Source organism: Mesorhizobium sp. M7A.F.Ca.MR.176.00.0.0 (assembly GCF_004023165.1).
Classification (GTDB): domain Bacteria; phylum Pseudomonadota; class Alphaproteobacteria; order Rhizobiales; family Rhizobiaceae; genus Mesorhizobium.
The window spans coordinates 83,976-102,033 of sequence record NZ_RZTC01000009.1 but is presented as its reverse complement, the minus strand read 5'-3'; the positions used below and the strand labels follow the sequence as shown (position 1 = coordinate 102,033).

General features: G+C 64.1%; 14 protein-coding genes. 5 read left to right on the top strand and 9 right to left on the bottom strand.

Annotated elements, in window-relative coordinates; genetic code table 11:
* The first annotated feature begins 34 nt into the window (after nt 1-34).
* From EOB59_RS05850 to EOB59_RS05835, 4 genes are read left to right on the top strand one after another with little or no spacing between them, the layout of a single operon-like run.
* A complete protein-coding gene (locus EOB59_RS05850; protein ID WP_127810146.1) occupies nt 35-1,336 on the top strand; it encodes a cytosine deaminase in 1,302 nt (433 codons plus the stop codon).
* Nucleotides 1,336-2,739, top strand: a complete 1,404-nt coding sequence (locus EOB59_RS05845; RefSeq protein ID WP_128287891.1) for an FAD-binding oxidoreductase — start codon at nt 1,336-1,338, stop codon at nt 2,737-2,739. Before EOB59_RS05850 ends, EOB59_RS05845 begins: the two co-directional genes overlap by 1 nt.
* On the top strand, nt 2,739-3,320 hold the full coding sequence (locus tag EOB59_RS05840; RefSeq protein ID WP_164895588.1) for an NAD(P)H-dependent oxidoreductase: 582 nt from the start codon (nt 2,739-2,741) through the stop codon (nt 3,318-3,320). Before EOB59_RS05845 ends, EOB59_RS05840 begins: the two co-directional genes overlap by 1 nt.
* Nucleotides 3,320-3,907 carry an NAD(P)H-dependent oxidoreductase gene (locus EOB59_RS05835; protein WP_127810149.1) on the top strand — a complete coding sequence of 196 codons (588 nt, stop codon included), beginning with the start codon at nt 3,320-3,322 and terminating at the stop codon, nt 3,905-3,907. The genes EOB59_RS05840 and EOB59_RS05835 overlap by 1 nt, the downstream gene beginning before the upstream one ends.
* Before the next feature lie 147 nt (nt 3,908-4,054).
* On the opposite strand, the gene EOB59_RS05830 is transcribed toward EOB59_RS05835, so the two are convergent.
* The 5 genes from EOB59_RS05830 to EOB59_RS05810 are packed head-to-tail and all read right to left on the bottom strand — an operon-like array spanning nt 4,055 to nt 11,615.
* Nucleotides 4,055-6,505, bottom strand: a complete 2,451-nt coding sequence (locus EOB59_RS05830) for an FAD-dependent oxidoreductase (RefSeq protein ID WP_127810150.1) — start codon at nt 6,503-6,505, stop codon at nt 4,055-4,057.
* Nucleotides 6,502-7,683, bottom strand: a complete 1,182-nt coding sequence (locus tag EOB59_RS05825; protein WP_027034771.1) for a pyridoxal phosphate-dependent aminotransferase — start codon at nt 7,681-7,683, stop codon at nt 6,502-6,504. The genes EOB59_RS05830 and EOB59_RS05825 overlap by 4 nt, the downstream gene beginning before the upstream one ends.
* Complete coding sequence (locus EOB59_RS05820; protein WP_127399248.1) at nt 7,676-8,581, bottom strand: homocysteine S-methyltransferase family protein; 906 nt, start codon at nt 8,579-8,581, stop codon at nt 7,676-7,678. The genes EOB59_RS05825 and EOB59_RS05820 overlap by 8 nt, the downstream gene beginning before the upstream one ends.
* On the bottom strand, nt 8,578-11,031 hold the full coding sequence (locus EOB59_RS05815) for an FAD-dependent oxidoreductase (protein WP_127810152.1): 2,454 nt from the start codon (nt 11,029-11,031) through the stop codon (nt 8,578-8,580). Before EOB59_RS05815 ends, EOB59_RS05820 begins: the two co-directional genes overlap by 4 nt.
* A 20-nt stretch (nt 11,032-11,051) precedes the next feature.
* The gene (locus EOB59_RS05810; protein WP_127810153.1) at nt 11,052-11,615 is read right to left on the bottom strand and encodes an XRE family transcriptional regulator; all 564 of its coding nucleotides are present in this window, start codon (nt 11,613-11,615) and stop codon (nt 11,052-11,054) included.
* A 204-nt stretch (nt 11,616-11,819) separates the two neighbouring features.
* On the opposite strand from EOB59_RS05810, the gene EOB59_RS05805 reads away from it, so the two are divergent.
* The gene (locus EOB59_RS05805; protein ID WP_164873834.1) at nt 11,820-12,524 is read left to right on the top strand and encodes a nitroreductase; all 705 of its coding nucleotides are present in this window, start codon (nt 11,820-11,822) and stop codon (nt 12,522-12,524) included.
* A gap of 11 nt (nt 12,525-12,535) precedes the next feature.
* Here the strand turns inward: EOB59_RS05805 and EOB59_RS05800 are convergent, their stop codons facing one another.
* The 4 genes from EOB59_RS05800 to EOB59_RS05785 all read right to left on the bottom strand — a co-directional run bounded on the left by EOB59_RS05800 (nt 12,536) and on the right by EOB59_RS05785 (nt 18,053).
* Nucleotides 12,536-13,978: an MFS transporter gene (locus EOB59_RS05800; RefSeq protein ID WP_128287889.1), complete on the bottom strand. Its 1,443-nt coding sequence runs from the start codon at nt 13,976-13,978 to the stop codon at nt 12,536-12,538.
* A 175-nt stretch (nt 13,979-14,153) separates the two neighbouring features.
* Complete coding sequence (locus tag EOB59_RS05795) at nt 14,154-14,756, bottom strand: sarcosine oxidase subunit gamma (protein ID WP_127398087.1); 603 nt, start codon at nt 14,754-14,756, stop codon at nt 14,154-14,156.
* Nucleotides 14,749-17,742 (bottom strand): sarcosine oxidase subunit alpha, encoded by a 2,994-nt coding sequence (locus EOB59_RS05790; protein ID WP_128287888.1) that lies wholly within the window; start codon nt 17,740-17,742, stop codon nt 14,749-14,751. The genes EOB59_RS05795 and EOB59_RS05790 overlap by 8 nt, the downstream gene beginning before the upstream one ends.
* The gene (locus EOB59_RS05785) at nt 17,739-18,053 is read right to left on the bottom strand and encodes a sarcosine oxidase subunit delta (protein WP_127381894.1); all 315 of its coding nucleotides are present in this window, start codon (nt 18,051-18,053) and stop codon (nt 17,739-17,741) included. Before EOB59_RS05785 ends, EOB59_RS05790 begins: the two co-directional genes overlap by 4 nt.
* Nucleotides 18,054-18,058: the final 5 nt, after the last annotated feature.

The following is an 18,058-nucleotide window of genomic DNA, read 5'->3' as shown; positions in this document are numbered from 1 at the left end:
GGGAGAGGTCCGGCAGGACAGAGGGGGGCAGGCCTTGATACCAGCCTCCGGCTCTTATCAGCTCGCTAACGTCCGTGTTCATCAATCACTGACGTCGGGCCTTACTGCAACTTACGATAATAACGGTTTCGCGCTGGCCGACATTGCCGTCGCCGACGGCAAGGTCTCCAGCATTGCAGCGCATGACCGATCGAAAGCGCCTGCCGATGCGATCGACCTCGCCGGCCGTATAATCCTGCCATGCTTCGTCGACTGCCACACGCATATCGACAAGGGCCATATCTGGCCGCGAAAGCCCAATCCTGACGGCACGTTCTTGGGCGCGTTGAATGCCGCCGGTGCCGATCGCGTGGCACGCTGGAGGGCCGAGGATTTGGCACGGCGGATGGATTTTTCACTGCGCTGCGCCTACGCGCATGGCACCAGGGCGCTGCGCACCCACATCGACAGCGTCGCGCCGCAGGAGGAAATCTCCTGGCCAGTGTTCGAGACGATGCGCGAGGAATGGCGCGGCCGTATCGAATTGCAGGGCGCCTGTTTGCTCGGCATCGAAGGCGTGCGTGACAAAAAGTGGTTCGACAGGCTGGCAAAGAGGGTTGCCGCGGCGAAGGGCGTGCTCGGTGTCGTCACCTATATGGTGCCGGACCTCGAAGAACTGCTCGACCATGTCTTCGCGCAAGCCATCAAGCATGGCCTCGATCTCGATTTCCATGCCGACGAGACCGACGATATCTCCGCCATATCGCTGAAGAAGATCGCCGAAGCCGCTCTCTGGAGCGGTTTCGAAGGCAACATCCTCGTCGGCCATTGCTGCTCGCTCGCGCGCCAGCCGGACCTCGATGTGCTCGATACGCTGGACAAAGTGGCGAAGGCCGGGCTCGCCGTCGTCTCGCTGCCGATGTGCAATCTCTATCTGCAGGACCGGCGCGGCGACCAAACCACGCCGCGCTGGCGCGGTGTGACGCTGCTGCACGAGATGAAGGCGAGGGGCATTCCGGTGGCAGTCGCTTCCGACAACACGCGTGATCCCTTCTACGCCTATGGCGATCTCGACATGCTGGAGGTCTACCGCATGGCGACGCGCATCCTGCATTTGGACCATCCGGTCGCCGACTGGCCGCAAGCGGTCACCGCGACGCCGGCCAAGGTGATGCGGCTTGATGGCTTCGGCACGCTTGCCGCCGGCGGCGATGCCGATTTCATCGTGTTCAAAGGCCGAAGCTGGACGGAATTGCTCTCGCGACCCGAATCGGATCGCATCGTGGTGCGCGGCGGCAAGGCGATCGACCGGCAATTGCCCGACTATGCCGAACTCGACGAACTGATGGTGGGATAATGGACGTTTCGGCGCTCAAACGCGATCTTGACGGGCTCAAGGTCGACGACAACCCGGCCATCGTCCAGCAGAAGAGCCGTGACTTCTACTGGTACAGCCCGGTGCTGAAGCAGCAACTGGACCATGTCACCGGCGATCTGATCGTGACGCCAAGGAACGAGGCCGAACTGATCCGCGTGCTTGCCGCCTGTCACCGCCATGGCGTGCCGGTGACGCCGCGCGGCAGCGGCACCGGCAATTACGGCCAGGCGATGCCGCTCTCCGGCGGGGTCGTGCTCAACCTTGCCGAGATGAACGAGATCAAGTCGATCGCGCCAGGTCGCGTTGTGAGCGGACCGGGGGCCATCCTGGCCGATATCGACAAGGCAACGCGGGCGCATTCCGGGCAGGAACTGCGGCTGTCGCCGTCCACCTACAACACCGCTTCGATCGGCGGCTTCATCGCCGGCGGTTCGGGCGGCGTCGGTTCGATCAATTTCGGCGGCCTGCGCGATTTCGGCAATGTGCTGCGCCTGCGTGTGGTGACCATGGAGGCCGAACCGAAAGCGCTCGAACTCACCGGCGAGGATCTGCACAAGGTCACCCACGCCTATGGCACCAACGGCATCATATCGGAGGTCGAGATGCCGCTGACCGCGGCCTATGAATGGATCGATGTCATCGTCGGCTTCGACGCTTTCATGGATGTCGCCCGGTATGGCAATGCGCTGGCATGTCAGGACGGTATCCTGACCAAGCTGATCACGCCGATAGCCGCACCCGTGCCGCAACTCTATTTCAAGCGGCATCAAAAGTTCCTGAAACAGGGGCAAAGCATTTGCGTCGTCATGGTGGCGCGGCACGGGCTGGACGCTTTCCTGGCCTTCACCCGCCGTGCCGGTGGCGAGGTGATCTACAATGCGGCCACGGCGACGCCGGACGAGAAAAAGGGCCTGCCGCCGGCCTATGAATTGGCCTGGAACCACACCACGCTGAGAGCGCTGCGCGTCGACCCTTCGATCACCTATCTGCAGTCGCTCTACCCCTTTCCCAACCAGCTGGCGCTGGTCGAGAAGATGGATGCGATGTTTCCCGGCGAGGTTTTTTCGCATCTGGAATTCGTGCGGCTGGACGGCAACATCACCTGCTTCGGCCTGCCGCTGGTCAAGTTCACCACCGAGGCGCGGCTCGACGAGATCGTGCGTCTGCATGAGGCGAATGGCTGCCCGATCTTCAATCCGCATCGCTACACGCTGGAAGAGGGCGGCATGAAGCAGACCGACGCGGTACAGCTTGCCTTCAAGCGCGAAACCGATCCGCAAGGCCTGCTCAACCCCGGCAAGATGATCGCCTGGGAAAACCCGGACTACGACTACCGCTCGGGCCGGACTTTTTTGTTCAGGGGGTTGCAGAAGGTGGGATGATGAACATCCTCGTCCTTTACGCCCATCCGGTCGAGACCAGCTTCAATGCCGGCCTGCACCGCATGATCGTAGAGCGGCTGACAGCGGCGGGCCATGCGGTGGACGACTGCGATCTCTATGCCGAAGCGTTCGATCCGCGGATGACGCGCGATGAACGGCTGAACTATCATAACCAGCGCGGCGCCGCTGACGCTGCCGCGCCTTATGTCGAACGCCTGCTGCGCGCCGATGCGCTGGTGCTTTCCTATCCGGTCTGGAACTACGGCTTTCCAGCGATCCTGAAAGGCTTTTTCGATCGCGTCTTCCTGCCCGGCGTGTCGTTCAAATTGGTCGACGGCAAGGCGCAGCCGTCGCTGCACAACATACGCAAGGTTGCCGCGGTGACCACCTATGGCGGCAGCCGGTTCCGCGCCATGCTGATGGGCGATCCGCCACGCAAGCTGATCAAGCGCATGCTGCGCGCCACCGTAAAACCGGGCGCGCCTGTGAGCTACCTCGCGCACTACGCGATGAACCTGTCTACCGACCAAACGCGCAAGGCTTTCACGACCAAGGTCGCGGCCAGCATGGACGCCTTCTGATGCGTGCGCTGGTGGTCTACTGCCATCCGGTGCCGGACAGCTTCTGTGCAGCAATTCGCGACACTGCCATCGACGTGCTGATGCGACGAGGCTGGGAGGTGCGGCTGCTCGACCTCTACGCCGAGAAATTCGATCCGGTGATGGGCTGCGACGAGCGGCGCTCCTACAACGACCAGTCGCCGCAGGACCCGGCACTGAAGCCGCATTTCGAACTGCTCAACTGGGCCGAGGCGATCCTGTTCGTCTATCCGACATGGTGGTACGGACTGCCGGCGATGCTGAAGGGCTGGCTCGACCGGGTGTGGGCGACGGACGTCGCCTTCAAGCTGCCGGCCGGCAAGGGGCGGATCAAGTCGCTGATGACGCATGTGACCAAGGTCGGCGTCATCACAACCTGCGGCGCGCCGACCTGGTGGAGCGTCGTCGTCGGCCAGCCGGGACGCAAGACCCTGCTGCGCGGCATGCGGGCGCTGTGCGCGACGCGCTGCCGGACGTTTTTCCTGGCGCACTACTTGATGGATGCCTCGACGCCGGCAACGCGGGCGGCGTTTCTGGCGAAGGTGCGGGCGAAGTTGGAGCGGTTTTAGGGAATTAGCGTCCTTCTCCCCGTTTACGGGGAGAAGATGCCGGCAGGCAGATGAGGGGCAGCACGAACATTGCAGAGGTTGGCGCCGCCCCTCATCCGGCCCTTCGGGCCACCTTCTCCCCGTAAACGGGGCGAAGGAAGAGGGGTGCTACATCCTTGTCCGTTCTGACTTGGGATCATACATCGGCTTCAGCGACGCTTCCGCCGCAAAGCGCTCGCCGGCGATCTCGATCTCGTAGGTTGAGGCCAGTACATCCGCCTCGCTCTCGCCCTTGCAAGGCACATAGCCCAGCCCAACGGCGCCGCCGAGATGATGGCCGTAATTGCCAGATGTGATCGGGCCGACGATCTTGCCGTCGCGCAAGATCGCTTCGTTGTGGAAGAGCAGGGGCTCTGGATCCTTCAGGCGGAACTGGACGAGCCGGCGTGACAGGCCGGCTTCCTTCTTGCGCAGCACGGCATCGCGGCCGATGAAGTCGCCCTTGGCGGTCCTCACCGCGAAGCCAAGGCCAGCTTCCAGCACATTGTCCTCGTCGGTGATGTCGTGGCCGAAATGCCTGAAGGCCTTTTCGATGCGGCAGGAATCCAGCGTGTGCAGGCCGCAGAGTTTCAGGCCGACATCCGCACCTGCCTCCTCGATCGACTCGAAGACATGGGCCGCCTGGTCGGTCGAGACATAGAGTTCCCAGCCGAGTTCGCCGACATAGGTGACGCGGTGGGCGCGGGCCAGGCCCATGCCGATCTCGATTTCCTGGAACGTGCCGAACGGATTTTTATCATTGGAAAAATCGTTGGGGCTGACTTTCTGGATCAGCTTTCTCGCGTCCGGGCCCATCAGGCAGAGCACGCTTTCGGCCGCCGTCACGTCGGTGATGACGACGAACTCGTCGGCGACGTGCTTGCGCAGCCAAGCCAGGTCGCGCTGCAGCGTGGCGCCGGGGACGACGAGGAAGAAAGCCGTTTCCGACAGCCGCGAAACCGTCAGGTCGCTCTCGATGCCGCCGCGCTGGTTGAGCATCTGGGTGTAGACGATCTTGCCCGGCGCGACGTCCATGTCGTTGGCGCACAATCTTTGCAGGAAAGCGCAGGCGTCGCGGCCCTCGACACGGATCTTCCCGAACGAGGTCATGTCGAACAGACCGACGCCATTCCTGACCGCGAGGTGTTCTTCGCGCTGGTTGTCGAACCAGTTCTGGCGCTTCCAGGAATAGCGGTATTCGCGCTCCTGGCCCTCGCGGGCGAACCAGTTGGCGCGCTCCCAGCCGGCGACTTCGCCGAAAACGGCGCCGCGCGCCTTCAGATGCTCGTGCAGCGGCGAACGCCTGACATTCCTCGAGGTCGCCATCTGGCGGTAGGGGAAATGGTCGGCATAGAGCAGGCCGAGCGTTTCGGAGACGCGCTCCTTGAGGTAGCGGCGGTTCTTCTGGAACGGCTGTGCGCGGCGGATGTCGACTTCCCACAGGTCGAAGGGGGCTTCGCCATCGTTGATCCACTGCGCCAGCGCCATGCCGGCGCCTCCGGATGAGACGATGCCGATCGAATTGTAGCCGGTCGCCATCCAGTAGCCGGCCAGTTCCGGCGCCTCGCCGAGATAGTAGCGGTCGTCGGGCGTAAAACTCTCAGGACCATTGAAGAAGGTGTGGATGCCGGCGGTCGCCAGCATCGGCATGCGGTTGACGCCCATTTCGAGGATCGGCTCGAAATGCTCCATGTCCTCAGGCAGTTGGTCGAAGCAGAAATCCTCGCTTATGCCGTCCATGCCCCACGGCTTGGCCACCGGCTCGAAGGCGCCCAGCATCATCTTGCCGGCGTCTTCCTTGTAGTAGGCGCACTCATCGGGCACGCGCAGCACCGGCAGACGGGTGAGGCCGGGGATCGGTTCGGTGACGAGGTAAAAATGCTCGCAGGCGTGCAGCGGTATGGTGACGCCGTTCTGCGCTCCCAGTTCGCGGGCCCACATGCCGGCGCAGTTGACGACGATGTCGGCCTCGATCGTGCCTTGCTCTTCGCCTTGCGCCCAGGACACGCCGGTGACGCGGCCGGCCTTGCTGTGGACCTTGGTGACCTTGACATTCTCGACGATGGTGGCGCCGCGCTGGCGCGCGCCCTTGGCCAGGGCCATGGCGATATTGGCGGGGTCGCACTGGCCGTCGAGCGGCAGATGCACGGCGCCGACGACATCGGAAACATTGAGATGCGGGTACATCTCGCTGACTTCCCTGGGCGAAATCTCGCGGACATCGACATCGAAGGCACGCGCCAGCGATGCTTGCCTGTAGATCTCGTGCTTGCGCTCCTCGGTCACCGCCACGGTGATCGAACCGACCTGGCGCATGCCGGTGCCGACCTCGGTCTCGGCTTCCAGCTTGACGTAGAGGTCGGCGGAATATTTCGCCAGCCGCGTCATGTTCTGCGAGCCGCGCAGCTGGCCGATCAGGCCGGCGGCATGCCATGTCGTGCCCGACGTCAGCTGTTTGCGTTCGAGAAGCACGATATCGGTCCAGCCAAGCTTGGCCAGGTGATAGGCGACCGAACAGCCGGAAACGCCGCCGCCGATGATGACCGCCCTTGCTTTGGCGGGAACTGCCTTGGCGGTCATGCTGCCTCGCGACGGTAGCTGGAAGCAAAGCGGCGCAGACGGAGTGCAGCTTCCTGCAGCACCGGTTCGGGCTGGCAGAGACTGATGCGAATGTGGCCGGCGGCCGCCTCGCCGAAGCTGGAGCCGGGCATGACGCCGACCTTTTCCTTGTCGAGCAGGGCCCAGGCGAATTTCTCATCGTCCGGTTCGACGGCCGAGATGTCGAGCATGACATACATGCCGCCCTCCGAACCGCGCACGGTCACGTCGTTCATGCCCCGCACGGCGTCGAGCAAGACGGTGCGGCGTGCCGCGTAACGTTCGGCGATCTCTTTGACGCCGTAACGGTTCTCCAGCGCCTCGGAACAGGCGATCGAGATGAAGGCCGGCAGGCCGTAGGTCGTCACCAGATTGAGATTGATCATGAGCGTGATCATCTCCTCCGGTCCCGTCAGCCAGCCCATGCGCCAGCCGGTCATGCCGTGGCTTTTGGACATCGAATTGATGACCAGCGTACGCTCGGCCATCCCTGGCAGCGAGCGCGGCGAGACGTGCTCGCCGCCGCCGAGCGTCCAGTAGACTTCGTCCGACAGCAGCCAGAGATCGTGCTCCCGGCAGACTTCTGCCAACTGCTCCAGCCGCTCGCGCGAATAGACAGCACCGGTCGGATTGTTCGGCGTGTTGATCAGGATGGCGCGCGTGTTCGGCCGGATTGCCGCGCGGATCATGTCGGCACGTGGCTGGAAGCCATCCTCGGCCGGTGTCTCGACGACTGTGAAGTCAGCGCCCGCGGCGCTGAACGTGTTGGGATAGGTGGCGTAGTAGGGCGCCACGACGATGGCGTGGTCGCCCTGGTCGAGCACGCCCTGCACAGCGGCGTAGAGTGCGGCCTGTCCGCCCGGCGTGGCGATCACCTGATCCGGCGACGTCTCGACCCCGGTGCAGGCGCTCGAGGCCGCCGCCATCGCCTTGCGCAGGCGCGGCAGGCCGGGAAGCGGGGTGTAGTGATGATTGCTGCCGCGAACCGCGGTCACACAGGCTTCGATCGTCTGCGAAGGCGTGTCGAAATCATGGTCACCGACCGACAGCATGATGATGTCTTCGCCGGCCTCCTTGCGCGTCCAGGCGGCGAAATGGACTTCCCAGCCGTCCTTGCCCGAAGGCACGATGCCGGAAATGCGCGATGATGGTCTAGGCATGCAAAACTCCCGAAATTTCGTAGCCGGCCTGTTCGAGCCGGTCGCGCAGAGCGGCGATGTGCGGTGGTCCGACTTCGCAGCAGCCGCCAACGATGCTTGCCCCAGCCTCGACCCAGCCGATCGCCTGGTCGGCATAGGCATCCGGGCCAAGGTCGTGACGAGCGTGCAGCACATCGACGGTGCCGCCGTGCTTGAGTGCTTCGGTTGACGTGAAGCCATTGGCGTAGGCGCCGACCGGGCCGCCGAGGTCGATCAGTTCAGGCAAAGCCGCGGCGATTGCTTCCGGCCGGCAGCAATTGACCAGCCGCGCGGCGACTGCCAGGCCGTCGAGCGCGCTTGCCGCGGTGGCTATTGCTTCGCCGCTGCGCAGCCGCGGCTTGCCGTGGTCGGCCAGCGTCCACGACACCCATACCGGCTTGCCGCTTTCCGATGCCGCGGTGACCGCCGCGCGGGCTTCGTCCGCCGACGCCATGGTTTCACACAGGAACAGGTCGACGCCATCGGCCTGCTCGGCAACGATGCGGCGGTAAATATCGAGCGTGGCCTCGAAGGAAATGGTCAGTGCCGGTGCATAGCTGCCGAAAAGCGGCGATAGGCAGCCGGCGATGGCTGCATCGCCGGCCTCGTCGCGGGCCTGCCTGGCCAATTCGATGCCGCGCTTCTGCAACGGCTTGAAAAGGTCTTCCGCACCTTCACGCGCCAGGCGTTCGGGCGTTGCCGAATAAGTGTTGATGGTGATGACGCGAGCGCCGGCGCGAATGAATTCCGCGTGCAGGTCGCGCACCAGATCAGGTTCGTCGATCAGCACCCTGGCCGACCATAGCGGCGTCGGCTCGGATTTGCTGCGGCGGACCAGTTCCTGGCCCATGCCGCCATCGGTGAGGATGATTTTCTTCATGCGCGCAGCCTTTCGTTCTTCGGATCCCACAGCGGTTCATCCTTCTGCACGATCGCCTGAAAGCGGTCACCGAAGATTTCGACCTCGACTGATGTGCCTGGCTCGGCCAGATCGGCGCGCAGCATGCCGAGCGCGATCGACTTGTCGACCCGGTGGCCCCAACCGCCGGACGTCGTCTCGCCGACGATCTTGCCGTCATGCCACAGCGTCGACACCGAAGGGGCGTCGCAGTCGCCCGGGTTCTCTATAACCAGCGTGACGAAGCGCTTCTTCACGCCTTGCTGCTTTTCGTTCTGGAGTGCAGCCTTGCCACGGAAATCGGGCTTGTCCCATTTGACGAAGCGCTCCAGCCCCCCCTGCAGGATCGAATAGTCGGTCGACAGGTCGCCCTTCCAGGTGCGGTAGCCTTTTTCAAGCCTGAGCGAATCCAACGCATACATGCCGAATGGCTTCAGCCCATGCTGCTGGCCTGCCGCGCAGACGGCGTCGAAGATGGCGGCGGTGTCGTCCACCCTGGTGTGGATTTCCCAGCCGAGTTCGCCGGCGAAGGAGACGCGCACAAGCTTCGCCCAGCGGCCGGCGATCTTGGTTTCCTGATGCGTCAGCCATGGCAGAGTGAGGTCGGCTTCGCAGACATCAGTGAGGATTTTTCGCGAGTTCGGGCCGGCCAGGATCTGGGTCGAGAATTCCTCGGTCCGGTCGATCAGCCTGAACGGCGCATCCTTGGGCATGCGCGACTTCAGCCATTCGAAATCATGCCACTGCGCGACCGCCGCGGTGATCAGCGTCATCAGGTTGTCGTCGTGGCGAACCACGGACATTTCGGTGACGATGCGGCCCTTGTCGTCGGCGAAATAGACGAGACCGAGGCGGCCGGGCTTCGGCACCAGGCCGGTGACCTGCAGGCTCAGCCATTCGGCGGCACCGGGACCGTCGAGGTTGAAGCGCGAGAAGCCCGGCAGGTCCAAAATGCCGGCGGCGTCGCGCACGGCCAGGCACTCCTCGCGCACGCGATGATGCCACGGTCCGTCGCGGCGGAAGGTCAGCGTGGCTTCCTCGGAAATGTCATCGCCGTCTTGTGCGTACCAGGTGGCACGCTCCCAGCCATTGTAGGCGTCGAAGCGGCCGCCGAGCGCCTTGATGCGATCGTGGATCGGCGACAGCTTGCGGTCGCGGCCTTCCGGCCAGGCATGGCGCGGGAACTGGATCGCGTATTCGTTGCCGTAGATCTCCATGCCCTTGGCGAGGCAGTAGTCCGGCGCCGAGGCAAAGGAGGTGAAGCGGCGCGGGTCGCACGACCACATATCCCATTCGGTCTGGCCCTCTGTCACCCATTCGGCCAGCACCTTGCCGGCGCCGCCACCCTGGGCAATGCCGAAGGTGAAGACGCAGGCCTCGAAGGCGTTGGGAACGCCGGGCATCGGGCCGATCAGCGGGTTGCCGTCCGGCGTGTAGGGGATAGGCCCGTTGATCACCTTGGACAGGCCGGCGGTGCCAAGGATCGGTACGCGGGCGACGGCATCGGCCAGATAATGTTCCAGCCGGTCGAGGTCGTCGGGGAACAATTGAAAGGAAAAATCCTCCGGCATCGGGTCGTTGTGGGTGGCCCAATGCGCGCGGCAATTGCGCTCATAGGGACCGAGATTCATGCCGTTCTTCTCCTGACGCAGATAGTAGGAGGTGTCGACGTCGCGCAGCAGCGGCAGTTTCTTGCCCTGTTCCTTCGACCATGCCGCCAGCTCGGGGATCTCCTCGAACAAAATGTACTGATGGCTCATCACCATCATCGGCACGTCGCGGCCGAACATCCGGCCGACTTCGGCGGCGCGGTAGCCGGCGGCATTGACGACGATCTCGCAGCGGATCTCACCTTGCGCCGTCTCGACCACCCACTCGTCGTTCTCGCGGCGCACGCCTGTGACCGGGCAGAAGCGGATGATCTTCGCGCCCATGTCGCGCGCGCCCTTGGCCAGCGCCTGGGTGAGCTGCGCCGGATCGATGTCGCCGTCGCTCGGGTCGTAGAGCGCGCCTTTCAAATCATGCGTCTCGATGAAGGGATAGCGGCGCTGGATCTCGTCGACGCCGACGATGTCGATGTCCATACCCTGGTAGCGGCCCATGCCCTTGGCGCGCTGAAATTCCTGCATGCGCTCTTTCGTGTGGGCAAGGCGCAGCGAGCCGGTGACGTGATAGTTCATGGGATAGTCGACTGCGTCGGCCAGCCCGCGATAAAGCTCGGTCGAATAGCGCTGCATGTTCATCAGCGACCAGGACGAGGAGAAAGTCGGCACGTTGCCGGCGGCATGCCAGGTCGAGCCCGAAGTCAGCTCGTTCTTTTCCAAGAGCACGCAGTCGGTCCAGCCCGCCTTGGCGAGATGGTAGAGCGCGGAAGTGCCGACGGCACCGCCTCCGATGATCACCACGCGCGCCGTGCTCGGCAAACCCGCCATGTTCTTCTCCAAACTTGAACTCAATAGACGGGTGGTGAAACCACCCAGATGACAATTGCAGGCTCCGCGCCCGGATTGCGCCAGCGGTAAGGCTTGCCTTCAAAGCGAAAGGAGTCGCCTTCGCCAAGCCGATGCCAGACACCTCCGATCTCGATGTCGAACAGCCCGGAGGCGACGTATCCAGCTTCCTCGGTCGGCCGCTGCGCCTCGGCCTTCAGTTCCGCGCCCGGCGCGAAGACCGAACGCACCATCTCGAAGCTACCGCCGAGATCGGGCGACAGAAGCTCCTCCACCAGGCCGGATTCGCTTGTGCCAAGCGTGCGGCGCCTGCCAGCGCGCACGACCACGCCGCGCTCGCTTTCGACAGGTACGTCATGGCTGAAGAACAGGCTGATCGGCACGCCGAACAGTTCGGCGAAGGCTCGGAGGTCACCGAGCGATGGCGTCGACAGACCGCGCTCGACCTGGCTGACCCAGCCGACCGAACGGCCAAGCTTCGAGCCGATCTCGGCGAGTGTCAGCGCGCGCGCCTTGCGCAGGGCCCTGATATCGCCGGCCAGCACGCGTTCGTCAGGTACCTGCAATGTTCTAGCGGTAGTCGAAGGCAAAGCACTCACTTTATGAAAAAATCTGGCCAAATTTCATGAGAAGTCAAGCTCATGAAAAAATCAAGTAGATTTTCACGGATGCACAAGATTTGCTTGCGCGATTTTGACGGTTCATGCAAAGGCTCCGCCGAGAGCGGCGAGTGGGGACGTCCGATCGAGACAAAGGGTAAGGGACGGCCCATGCTGGAAAATAACCCCCGAATTCCGGGCGATGCCGAGATTGTCGACGAGGCGATCCTGTCGCGCCGTTCGGTGCGCGCATTCCTGCCCGACATGGTCGACGACGAAACCATCCGCGCCATTCTGTCGGTTGCGGCGCGTGCCCCATCCGGCACCAACATGCAGCCATGGAAGGTCTATGTCACCAAGGGCGAGAGCAAGCAGCGGATATCAGACGCCATTCTCAATTCCGGCATTCGCGCTGAAAAAGCTGATTGGGACGAGTACCGGTATTATCCCACGCAGTTCTTCGAGCCGTATCTGACCCGCCGCCGCGCCAACGGTTTCGGCCTCTATGGCGCGCTCGGGATCGGTCGTCGCGAGGTCGACAAGATGCGCGCCCAGCACGACCGCAACTTCGTCTTCTTCGACGCCCCGGTCGGCATGATCTTCACCATCGACCGCCGCCTCAACCAGGGCTCATGGATCGACTACGGCATGTTTCTGCAGAACATCATGGTCGCAGCAAGAGGCAGGGGTCTGCACACCTGTCCGCAGGCGGCCTTCGCGCCCTATCACCGGCAGATCAGGCCGGTGCTCGACATTCCGGACGAAGAGATCGTCGTCTGCGGCATGGCGGTTGGTTACGAAGATACGTCAAAACCTGAGAACGCCTTCCGCACCGACCGCGTGCCGCTTGAAGAGTGGGTCACGTTCAGCGAATAAGCCAGCCAGCCTCATTCGGTGTTCATCTGTGCGCCGTGGCCACTGACATGGGCACCGTCCTGTGGCGTCAGCTTGAGGTAGGCAAGCAGCGCGCAGAGCGTGATGATGCCCTCGATGACGAACAGGATTCGGAAATCGTTGGCGACGGCTGCACCGCCGCCGGCCAGAAATGACAATGCCGCCGCAGCCAGGCCGACGCTGATCGCCACCGCTAGCTGCCATAATATGTAATAGAGCGCGCTGAAGCGGGCGAGCTGCTCGGGCGCGATGTCGGAATAGGCGAGATTGCCGGTCGAGGCCCATTGCGCGGAGCGGAAGACGCCGAAGACGAAGATGTAGGTCAGCACGATCCACACCGGCGTGGTCGCCTGCATCAAGGCGAAGCCGGCGACCATGGCGGCAACGATGGGCGTGTTGTAGACCAGCACGCGGCGAAAGCCGAAACGGTTGAGGACGCGCGGCATGAAGAAGCGCATGGCCACGGAGCCGACCGCGGCGACGAAGGTCAGCGATCCCGCCTGCACCGCGCTCATGCCGAAGCCGAGCTGGAACATCAAGGGCAGCAGGAACACCACCGAGCTGAGGCCGATCGTGTCCAGCCCGCCGCCGGTGAGGAACGAAATGCGGAAGGTACGGATGCGCAACAGCTTGAGATCGAGCAGCGGATTGCGCACGCGCAGGCAGTAGAACGAGGCGATGGTCAGGATGGCCAGCGCCAGCGCCAGTTCTGCGGCGATGATGCCGCCCGCGGCATCCTTGGCAGCAAGCGAATCCATGCCGAAGACGAGCAGCACCATGCCGCTGCCGACCAGCAGGAAGCCCGGAAAACCGAACGGCGTGCGCACGGGCTTGGTCATCGTCGGAAACAGCGAGGCGGCAAGAATTGCCGCCGCCAGCGCGAACGGCACGTTGATGAAGAAGATCCAGCGCCAGGAAATGTAGGTGGTCAGCGCGCCCCCGACGAGCGGACCGACCAACGGTCCGGACTGGCCGGCCAGCGAGATGTACATGTTGATCTTCAGCGTTCGGCTGCGCGGAAAGGTCGACAGGATGACGACTTGGCCGAGTGTGCCCATCAAGGCGCCGCCGAAGCCTTGCAGCGCACGCGCACCAACCAGCGTCCAGATGTTGTCGGACAGTCCGCAGAGCGCCGACGAGGCGGCGAACACCAGCAAGGCAAAACAGTAGACATTGCGCAGTCCGAAGCGGTCGGCGGCCCAGCCGCCAAGCGGCATCGAGATGATCAGGCTGGCGACATAGACGGTAATCAAGAGGCCGAGCTGGCTGGGCGGACGGCCGAGGCTTTCGCTGATGCCCGGCAGCGCGGTCACCACGACATTCTGGTCGAGGCTGGTCATGAACACGCCGCAGGCAACCGTCAGCGGCAGCAGGAGCAGGGCTCTGGCCGGCACATCGGCGCGATCCGTGGCGCCGGCGGATAGTTCTGCGGTCATGGAGATGTTCGAACCAAACGAATGTGCCGACTCTTGAAGAAGGGATTTCATATCCCTCGGGCCGGTTGGGCGGCCACGTTTTCGCACCATGGGCGCCGGCGGCCCGATTCTCTAGCGGCAGAAGCGGCTGGCGTTGATGCCAGATGTGGGCAACGCGGCCATCCGGCCGCGCCGCCTACTGCACCTCGTAGCCGACTTCCTCGCTGGCATGGCAGAGCGCCTTCCAGAAAGAGCGTGCGAACGAGCGGAAGACATAGATGTCGAACTGGTCGGCACTGGTCCGCTGGATCTGGGCGAAGATGTCGTGATGGGTGGTCGAACGGCCGGCGCCGACCGGAAAGGCCGGCAGCGCGAAGTCGATGGCGAAGAATTTCGCCAGCACCCATTCGGCCTTCGGCCCGGCAATGCGGATGGCGGTGCGGCCGTGCGAGAGGTCGGTCACGGTGCCAATGGCGGGGGTCACCACTTTGGCAAAGGCCGCAGCCAGGCCTTCGGCTTCATCGGCAACGGTGAACTTTCCCGGCGCGAAGCCGAACACCGATTTCACGCCGTCGCTCAAGCCGCCGCCGGCGCCATCGGGCAGGGCAAGCCCGGTGACGGTGCGGATGGCTGCTATCAGCTTCTTCTCCTCGCCGGGCCACGCGGCGAGCTGCACGATCGAGCCCGGCCTTGTCTCGGTCAGGATGATCTCGACGCCGTGCTCGAAATTGCCGTGCGAGCCGACATGGAATTCAGGCTCAAGCGGCGACAAGGGTTCGGGTGATTGGCGCTCAACCATGCATGCGGCTCCCGTCCGGATCGAAGAAGTGGTTGGAGACGATCTCGACCGGTCCAAACCGGTTGCGCAAGGGATCGGAGACATGAGCGCGCGTGCCCTGCCGTGCCTTGCCGCCCTTGACCAGCGCCAGCGCGATATGCCTGCCGAGCGCCGGTGAATAGCAGCAGGCGGTGATGTGACCGATCGAGCCGTGCGGATTGGCCTCGTCAACCTCCTCGACGATGTGCGCGCCGCCATTGAACGGTAGGTTGTCGAGGGCGATCAGGCCGACCAGTTCCAGGCGGTCCGACGCGATCAGGCCTTCGCGGTCCATCATCGCCGAGCCGATGAACGGCTTCTTCTTCGACAGCATCCAGTCGAGATGCAGGTCGCGCGCCGTGGTGCGGCCGTCGATCTCGGCGCCGGTGACATGGCCTTTTTCGATGCGCATGGTGCCCAGCGCCTCGAGCCCGTAGGTGACCAGCCCGAACGGTTTGCCGGCCTCGACAAGCGCTTCCCAGACATGGGTGCCGTGGCCGGCGCCGGAATAGACTTCGAACGCCATTTCGCCGGAGAAGGACAGCCGGCAGATCATCACCGGCACGCCTGCTATCTCGCCGCGCACGAGGCCCATGAAGGGCAAGGTGGCATTGTCGACTGCGGTGCCGGTGACACAAGAGGCGAGGATCTGCCTGGCCTTCGGCCCGCCGATCGCGGCCCCCGCCCATTCGTCGGTCACCGAGGTGACGTGGACTTTCAGCTCCGGCCAGATCACGTCGAGGAAATATTCCAGATGCTGCATCACCTTGCCGGCATTGGCGGTGGTGGTGGTCATCAGGAAGTCCTGCTCGCCGAGCCGCCAGGTGGTGCCGTCGTCGAAAGCAAGGCCGTCCTCGCGCAGCATCAGACCGTAGCGGGCCTTGCCGACGGCCAGCGTCGAAAACATGTTGGTGTAGACGCGGTCGAGGAATGCGGCGGCGTCGGGGCCCTGCACGGCAATCTTGCCCAATGTCGAGACATCGACGATCCCTGCGCTTTCGCGTGTCGCCTTGGCTTCGCGCACATAGGCCTGCTCGACCGTTTCGCCTGCATGGCCGTAGATCATCGGGCGATACCAGAGGCCCGCTGAATACATGGTCGCGCCGTTGGCCAGATGCCAATCATGCATCGGGGTCAATCGTTCGGGCTTGAGATCGCCAAAACGTTCCGCCGCCAGCGAGCCGATCGACACCGGCGCGAAGGGCGGCCGGAAGCGCGTCGTGCCGACCTCGGGGATGGGCTTGCCCAGCGCTTCGGCCATGATGGCAAGGCCGGGCACGTTGGAGCTCTTGCCCTGGTCGGTCGCCATGCCGAGCGTGGTGTAGCGTTTCAGATGCTCGACCGAGACAAAGCCTTCCCGGTGCGCCAGCCGCACGTCCTCTGCCGTCACGTCGTGCTGGAAGTCGACAAAGCTCTTGCCCTTGGCCCTGATCTCGAACACCGGCGCGGGATCAGGATCGCCGGGCACGGCTTCCACCACCGGCAATACAGAAGGCGCGCTGGGGCCACCGGCTGCGGCAAGGCCTGCGGCGCGGCCTTCGGCGATGGCTTCGGCGGTGGAGAAACTGCCGGTGAAGGCGCCGGCGCCGATCCAGCTCTGTGTCGGCTTCGGCGGCAGGAAGGCCTGCCGCGCGGCATTCCATTCCGCCTTGGCGCCGGCCTGGCTGGCCAGATGGATGGTCGGCGACCAGCCGCCCGACATCAGCAGGCAATCGGCATGGATGCTGCGTGCATCGCCGATGAGCGTGCCGTTGGCCATATCGAAGCGTTGCAGTTTGAGGCCGGACAGCGCCTTTCCGCCTTCGGTGGCGACGACGGCATGGCCAGCGAAGATCTCGGCCTCGGCTTCCGCGGCCAGCTTGCGCATCTCCGGCGAAAGTTCCGGCCTAACATCGGCGATGGCGACGACCGCGGCACCGGCCTTCTTCAAGGCGACGGCCGCCCGATAGGCGCTGTCATTGTTGGTGAACAGCGCTATCCGCTCGCCCGGCAGCACGCCGAATTCGTTGGCATAGCGCTCGGCTGCATGCGCCAGCATCACGCCTGGCCGGTCATTGCCGGGGAACACGAGCGGCCGCTCGAACGCACCGGTGGCCAGGACCACGGATTTGGCACGGATCGCCCAATAGCGATGGCGCGGCTCGCCCTTGCCTGGTTGATCCTTGTGGTCGCTGACCCGTTCGAGCGCGGCAAGCGTGTTGTTGTCGTAATAACCCCACACCGTGGTGCGCGGTAGAAGCCGGACATTGTCGCGGCCTGCGAGCTGGGCGACCGCGCGCCGCGCCCAGTCGGCGGCAGGCGCGCCATCGATGCTTTCCCCGGACCAGTTGGCCGAACCGCCGAAAAGCGGCTCGAGATCGGCCAGCATGACGCGCGCTCCCTGATCGGCGGCGGTCCTGGCGGCCATCAGGCCGGCCGGCCCCGAGCCGACCACCAGCACGTCGCAAAAGGCGTTCATGCGCTCGTAGCGGGCCGGGTCCTTCGCCGTTCCGGCGCTGCCGAGACCGGCGGCGCGGCGGATGAAGTGTTCGCAGAACATCCAGAAGCGTGTGCCTTTGAGCGGCCCAAACACCGGTCCCATGAAGGTCTTGTAGTAGAAGCCGGCCGACAGGATGTTGCCGCCGAGCTGGTTGACGGCGTTGATGTCCCAGGCAAGCGAGGGAAAGCGGTTCTGGCTGATGGCAACCAGGCCGTCATGGATCTCGACCATGGTCGCCGGAATGTTGGGTTCACGAACCTCGCCCTTCAGCACCGTCACCAGCGCGTTGGGTTCCTCGACGCCGGCTGTGAGCAGGCCGCGCGGGCGGTGGTATTTGAACGAACGTCCGTAAAGCGTGACGCCCTTGGCCAGCAGGGCCGACGCCAGCGTGTCGCCGGCATGGCCGGTGTAGGCCGTGCCGTCGAAGGTGAAGCGGATGGTTTTCAGCCGGTCGATGCGGCCGCCGGTATCGGCGCGGCGCGGGCTCATGCCTTGTCCTCCGCCTTGCGGCGCGCGGCGGAGCCATGATCGCCGCGCCCTTGATGATCACCGCGCACGAAGGCAACGCTGGAAATCTCATGCGTCAGCGTGTTGCGCACGACGCGCAGATGCGCGCGGCAGCCGCCGGAATGCTGCCAAATCTCGTTGTGATCCCCGGCCGGGTTCAGCCTGTCATAGACATAGGCATTCCACGCCTCGAAATTCTGAGAGGCAGGATCGGGACGCTCGCGGTTGCCGTCACCCTGATAGGTGAACTCGATGACGTCGCGCGGACCGCAATAGGGGCAAGTGATCAACATTGAAC

Bases quoted from the DNA above. Each gene is read 5' to 3' on its own strand.
- EOB59_RS05820 (WP_127399248.1), bottom strand. From the start codon at position 8,581: ATGAAGAAAATCATCCTCACCGATGGCGGCATGGGCCAGGAACTGGTC.
- EOB59_RS05830 (WP_127810150.1), bottom strand. From the start codon at position 6,505: ATGACCGCCAAGGCAGTTCCCGCCAAAGCAAGGGCGGTCATCATCGGC.
- EOB59_RS05790 (WP_128287888.1), bottom strand. From the start codon at position 17,742: ATGAGCCCGCGCCGCGCCGATACCGGCGGCCGCATCGACCGGCTGAAA.
- EOB59_RS05795 (WP_127398087.1), bottom strand. From the start codon at position 14,756: ATGGTTGAGCGCCAATCACCCGAACCCTTGTCGCCGCTTGAGCCTGAA.
- EOB59_RS05815 (WP_127810152.1), bottom strand. From the start codon at position 11,031: ATGGCGGGTTTGCCGAGCACGGCGCGCGTGGTGATCATCGGAGGCGGT.
- EOB59_RS05785 (WP_127381894.1), bottom strand. From the start codon at position 18,053: ATGTTGATCACTTGCCCCTATTGCGGTCCGCGCGACGTCATCGAGTTC.
- EOB59_RS05845 (WP_128287891.1), top strand. From the start codon at position 1,336: ATGGACGTTTCGGCGCTCAAACGCGATCTTGACGGGCTCAAGGTCGAC.
- EOB59_RS05835 (WP_127810149.1), top strand. From the start codon at position 3,320: ATGCGTGCGCTGGTGGTCTACTGCCATCCGGTGCCGGACAGCTTCTGT.
- EOB59_RS05805 (WP_164873834.1), top strand. From the start codon at position 11,820: ATGCTGGAAAATAACCCCCGAATTCCGGGCGATGCCGAGATTGTCGAC.
- EOB59_RS05825 (WP_027034771.1), bottom strand. From the start codon at position 7,683: ATGCCTAGACCATCATCGCGCATTTCCGGCATCGTGCCTTCGGGCAAG.
- EOB59_RS05840 (WP_164895588.1), top strand. From the start codon at position 2,739: ATGAACATCCTCGTCCTTTACGCCCATCCGGTCGAGACCAGCTTCAAT.
- EOB59_RS05800 (WP_128287889.1), bottom strand. From the start codon at position 13,978: ATGACCGCAGAACTATCCGCCGGCGCCACGGATCGCGCCGATGTGCCG.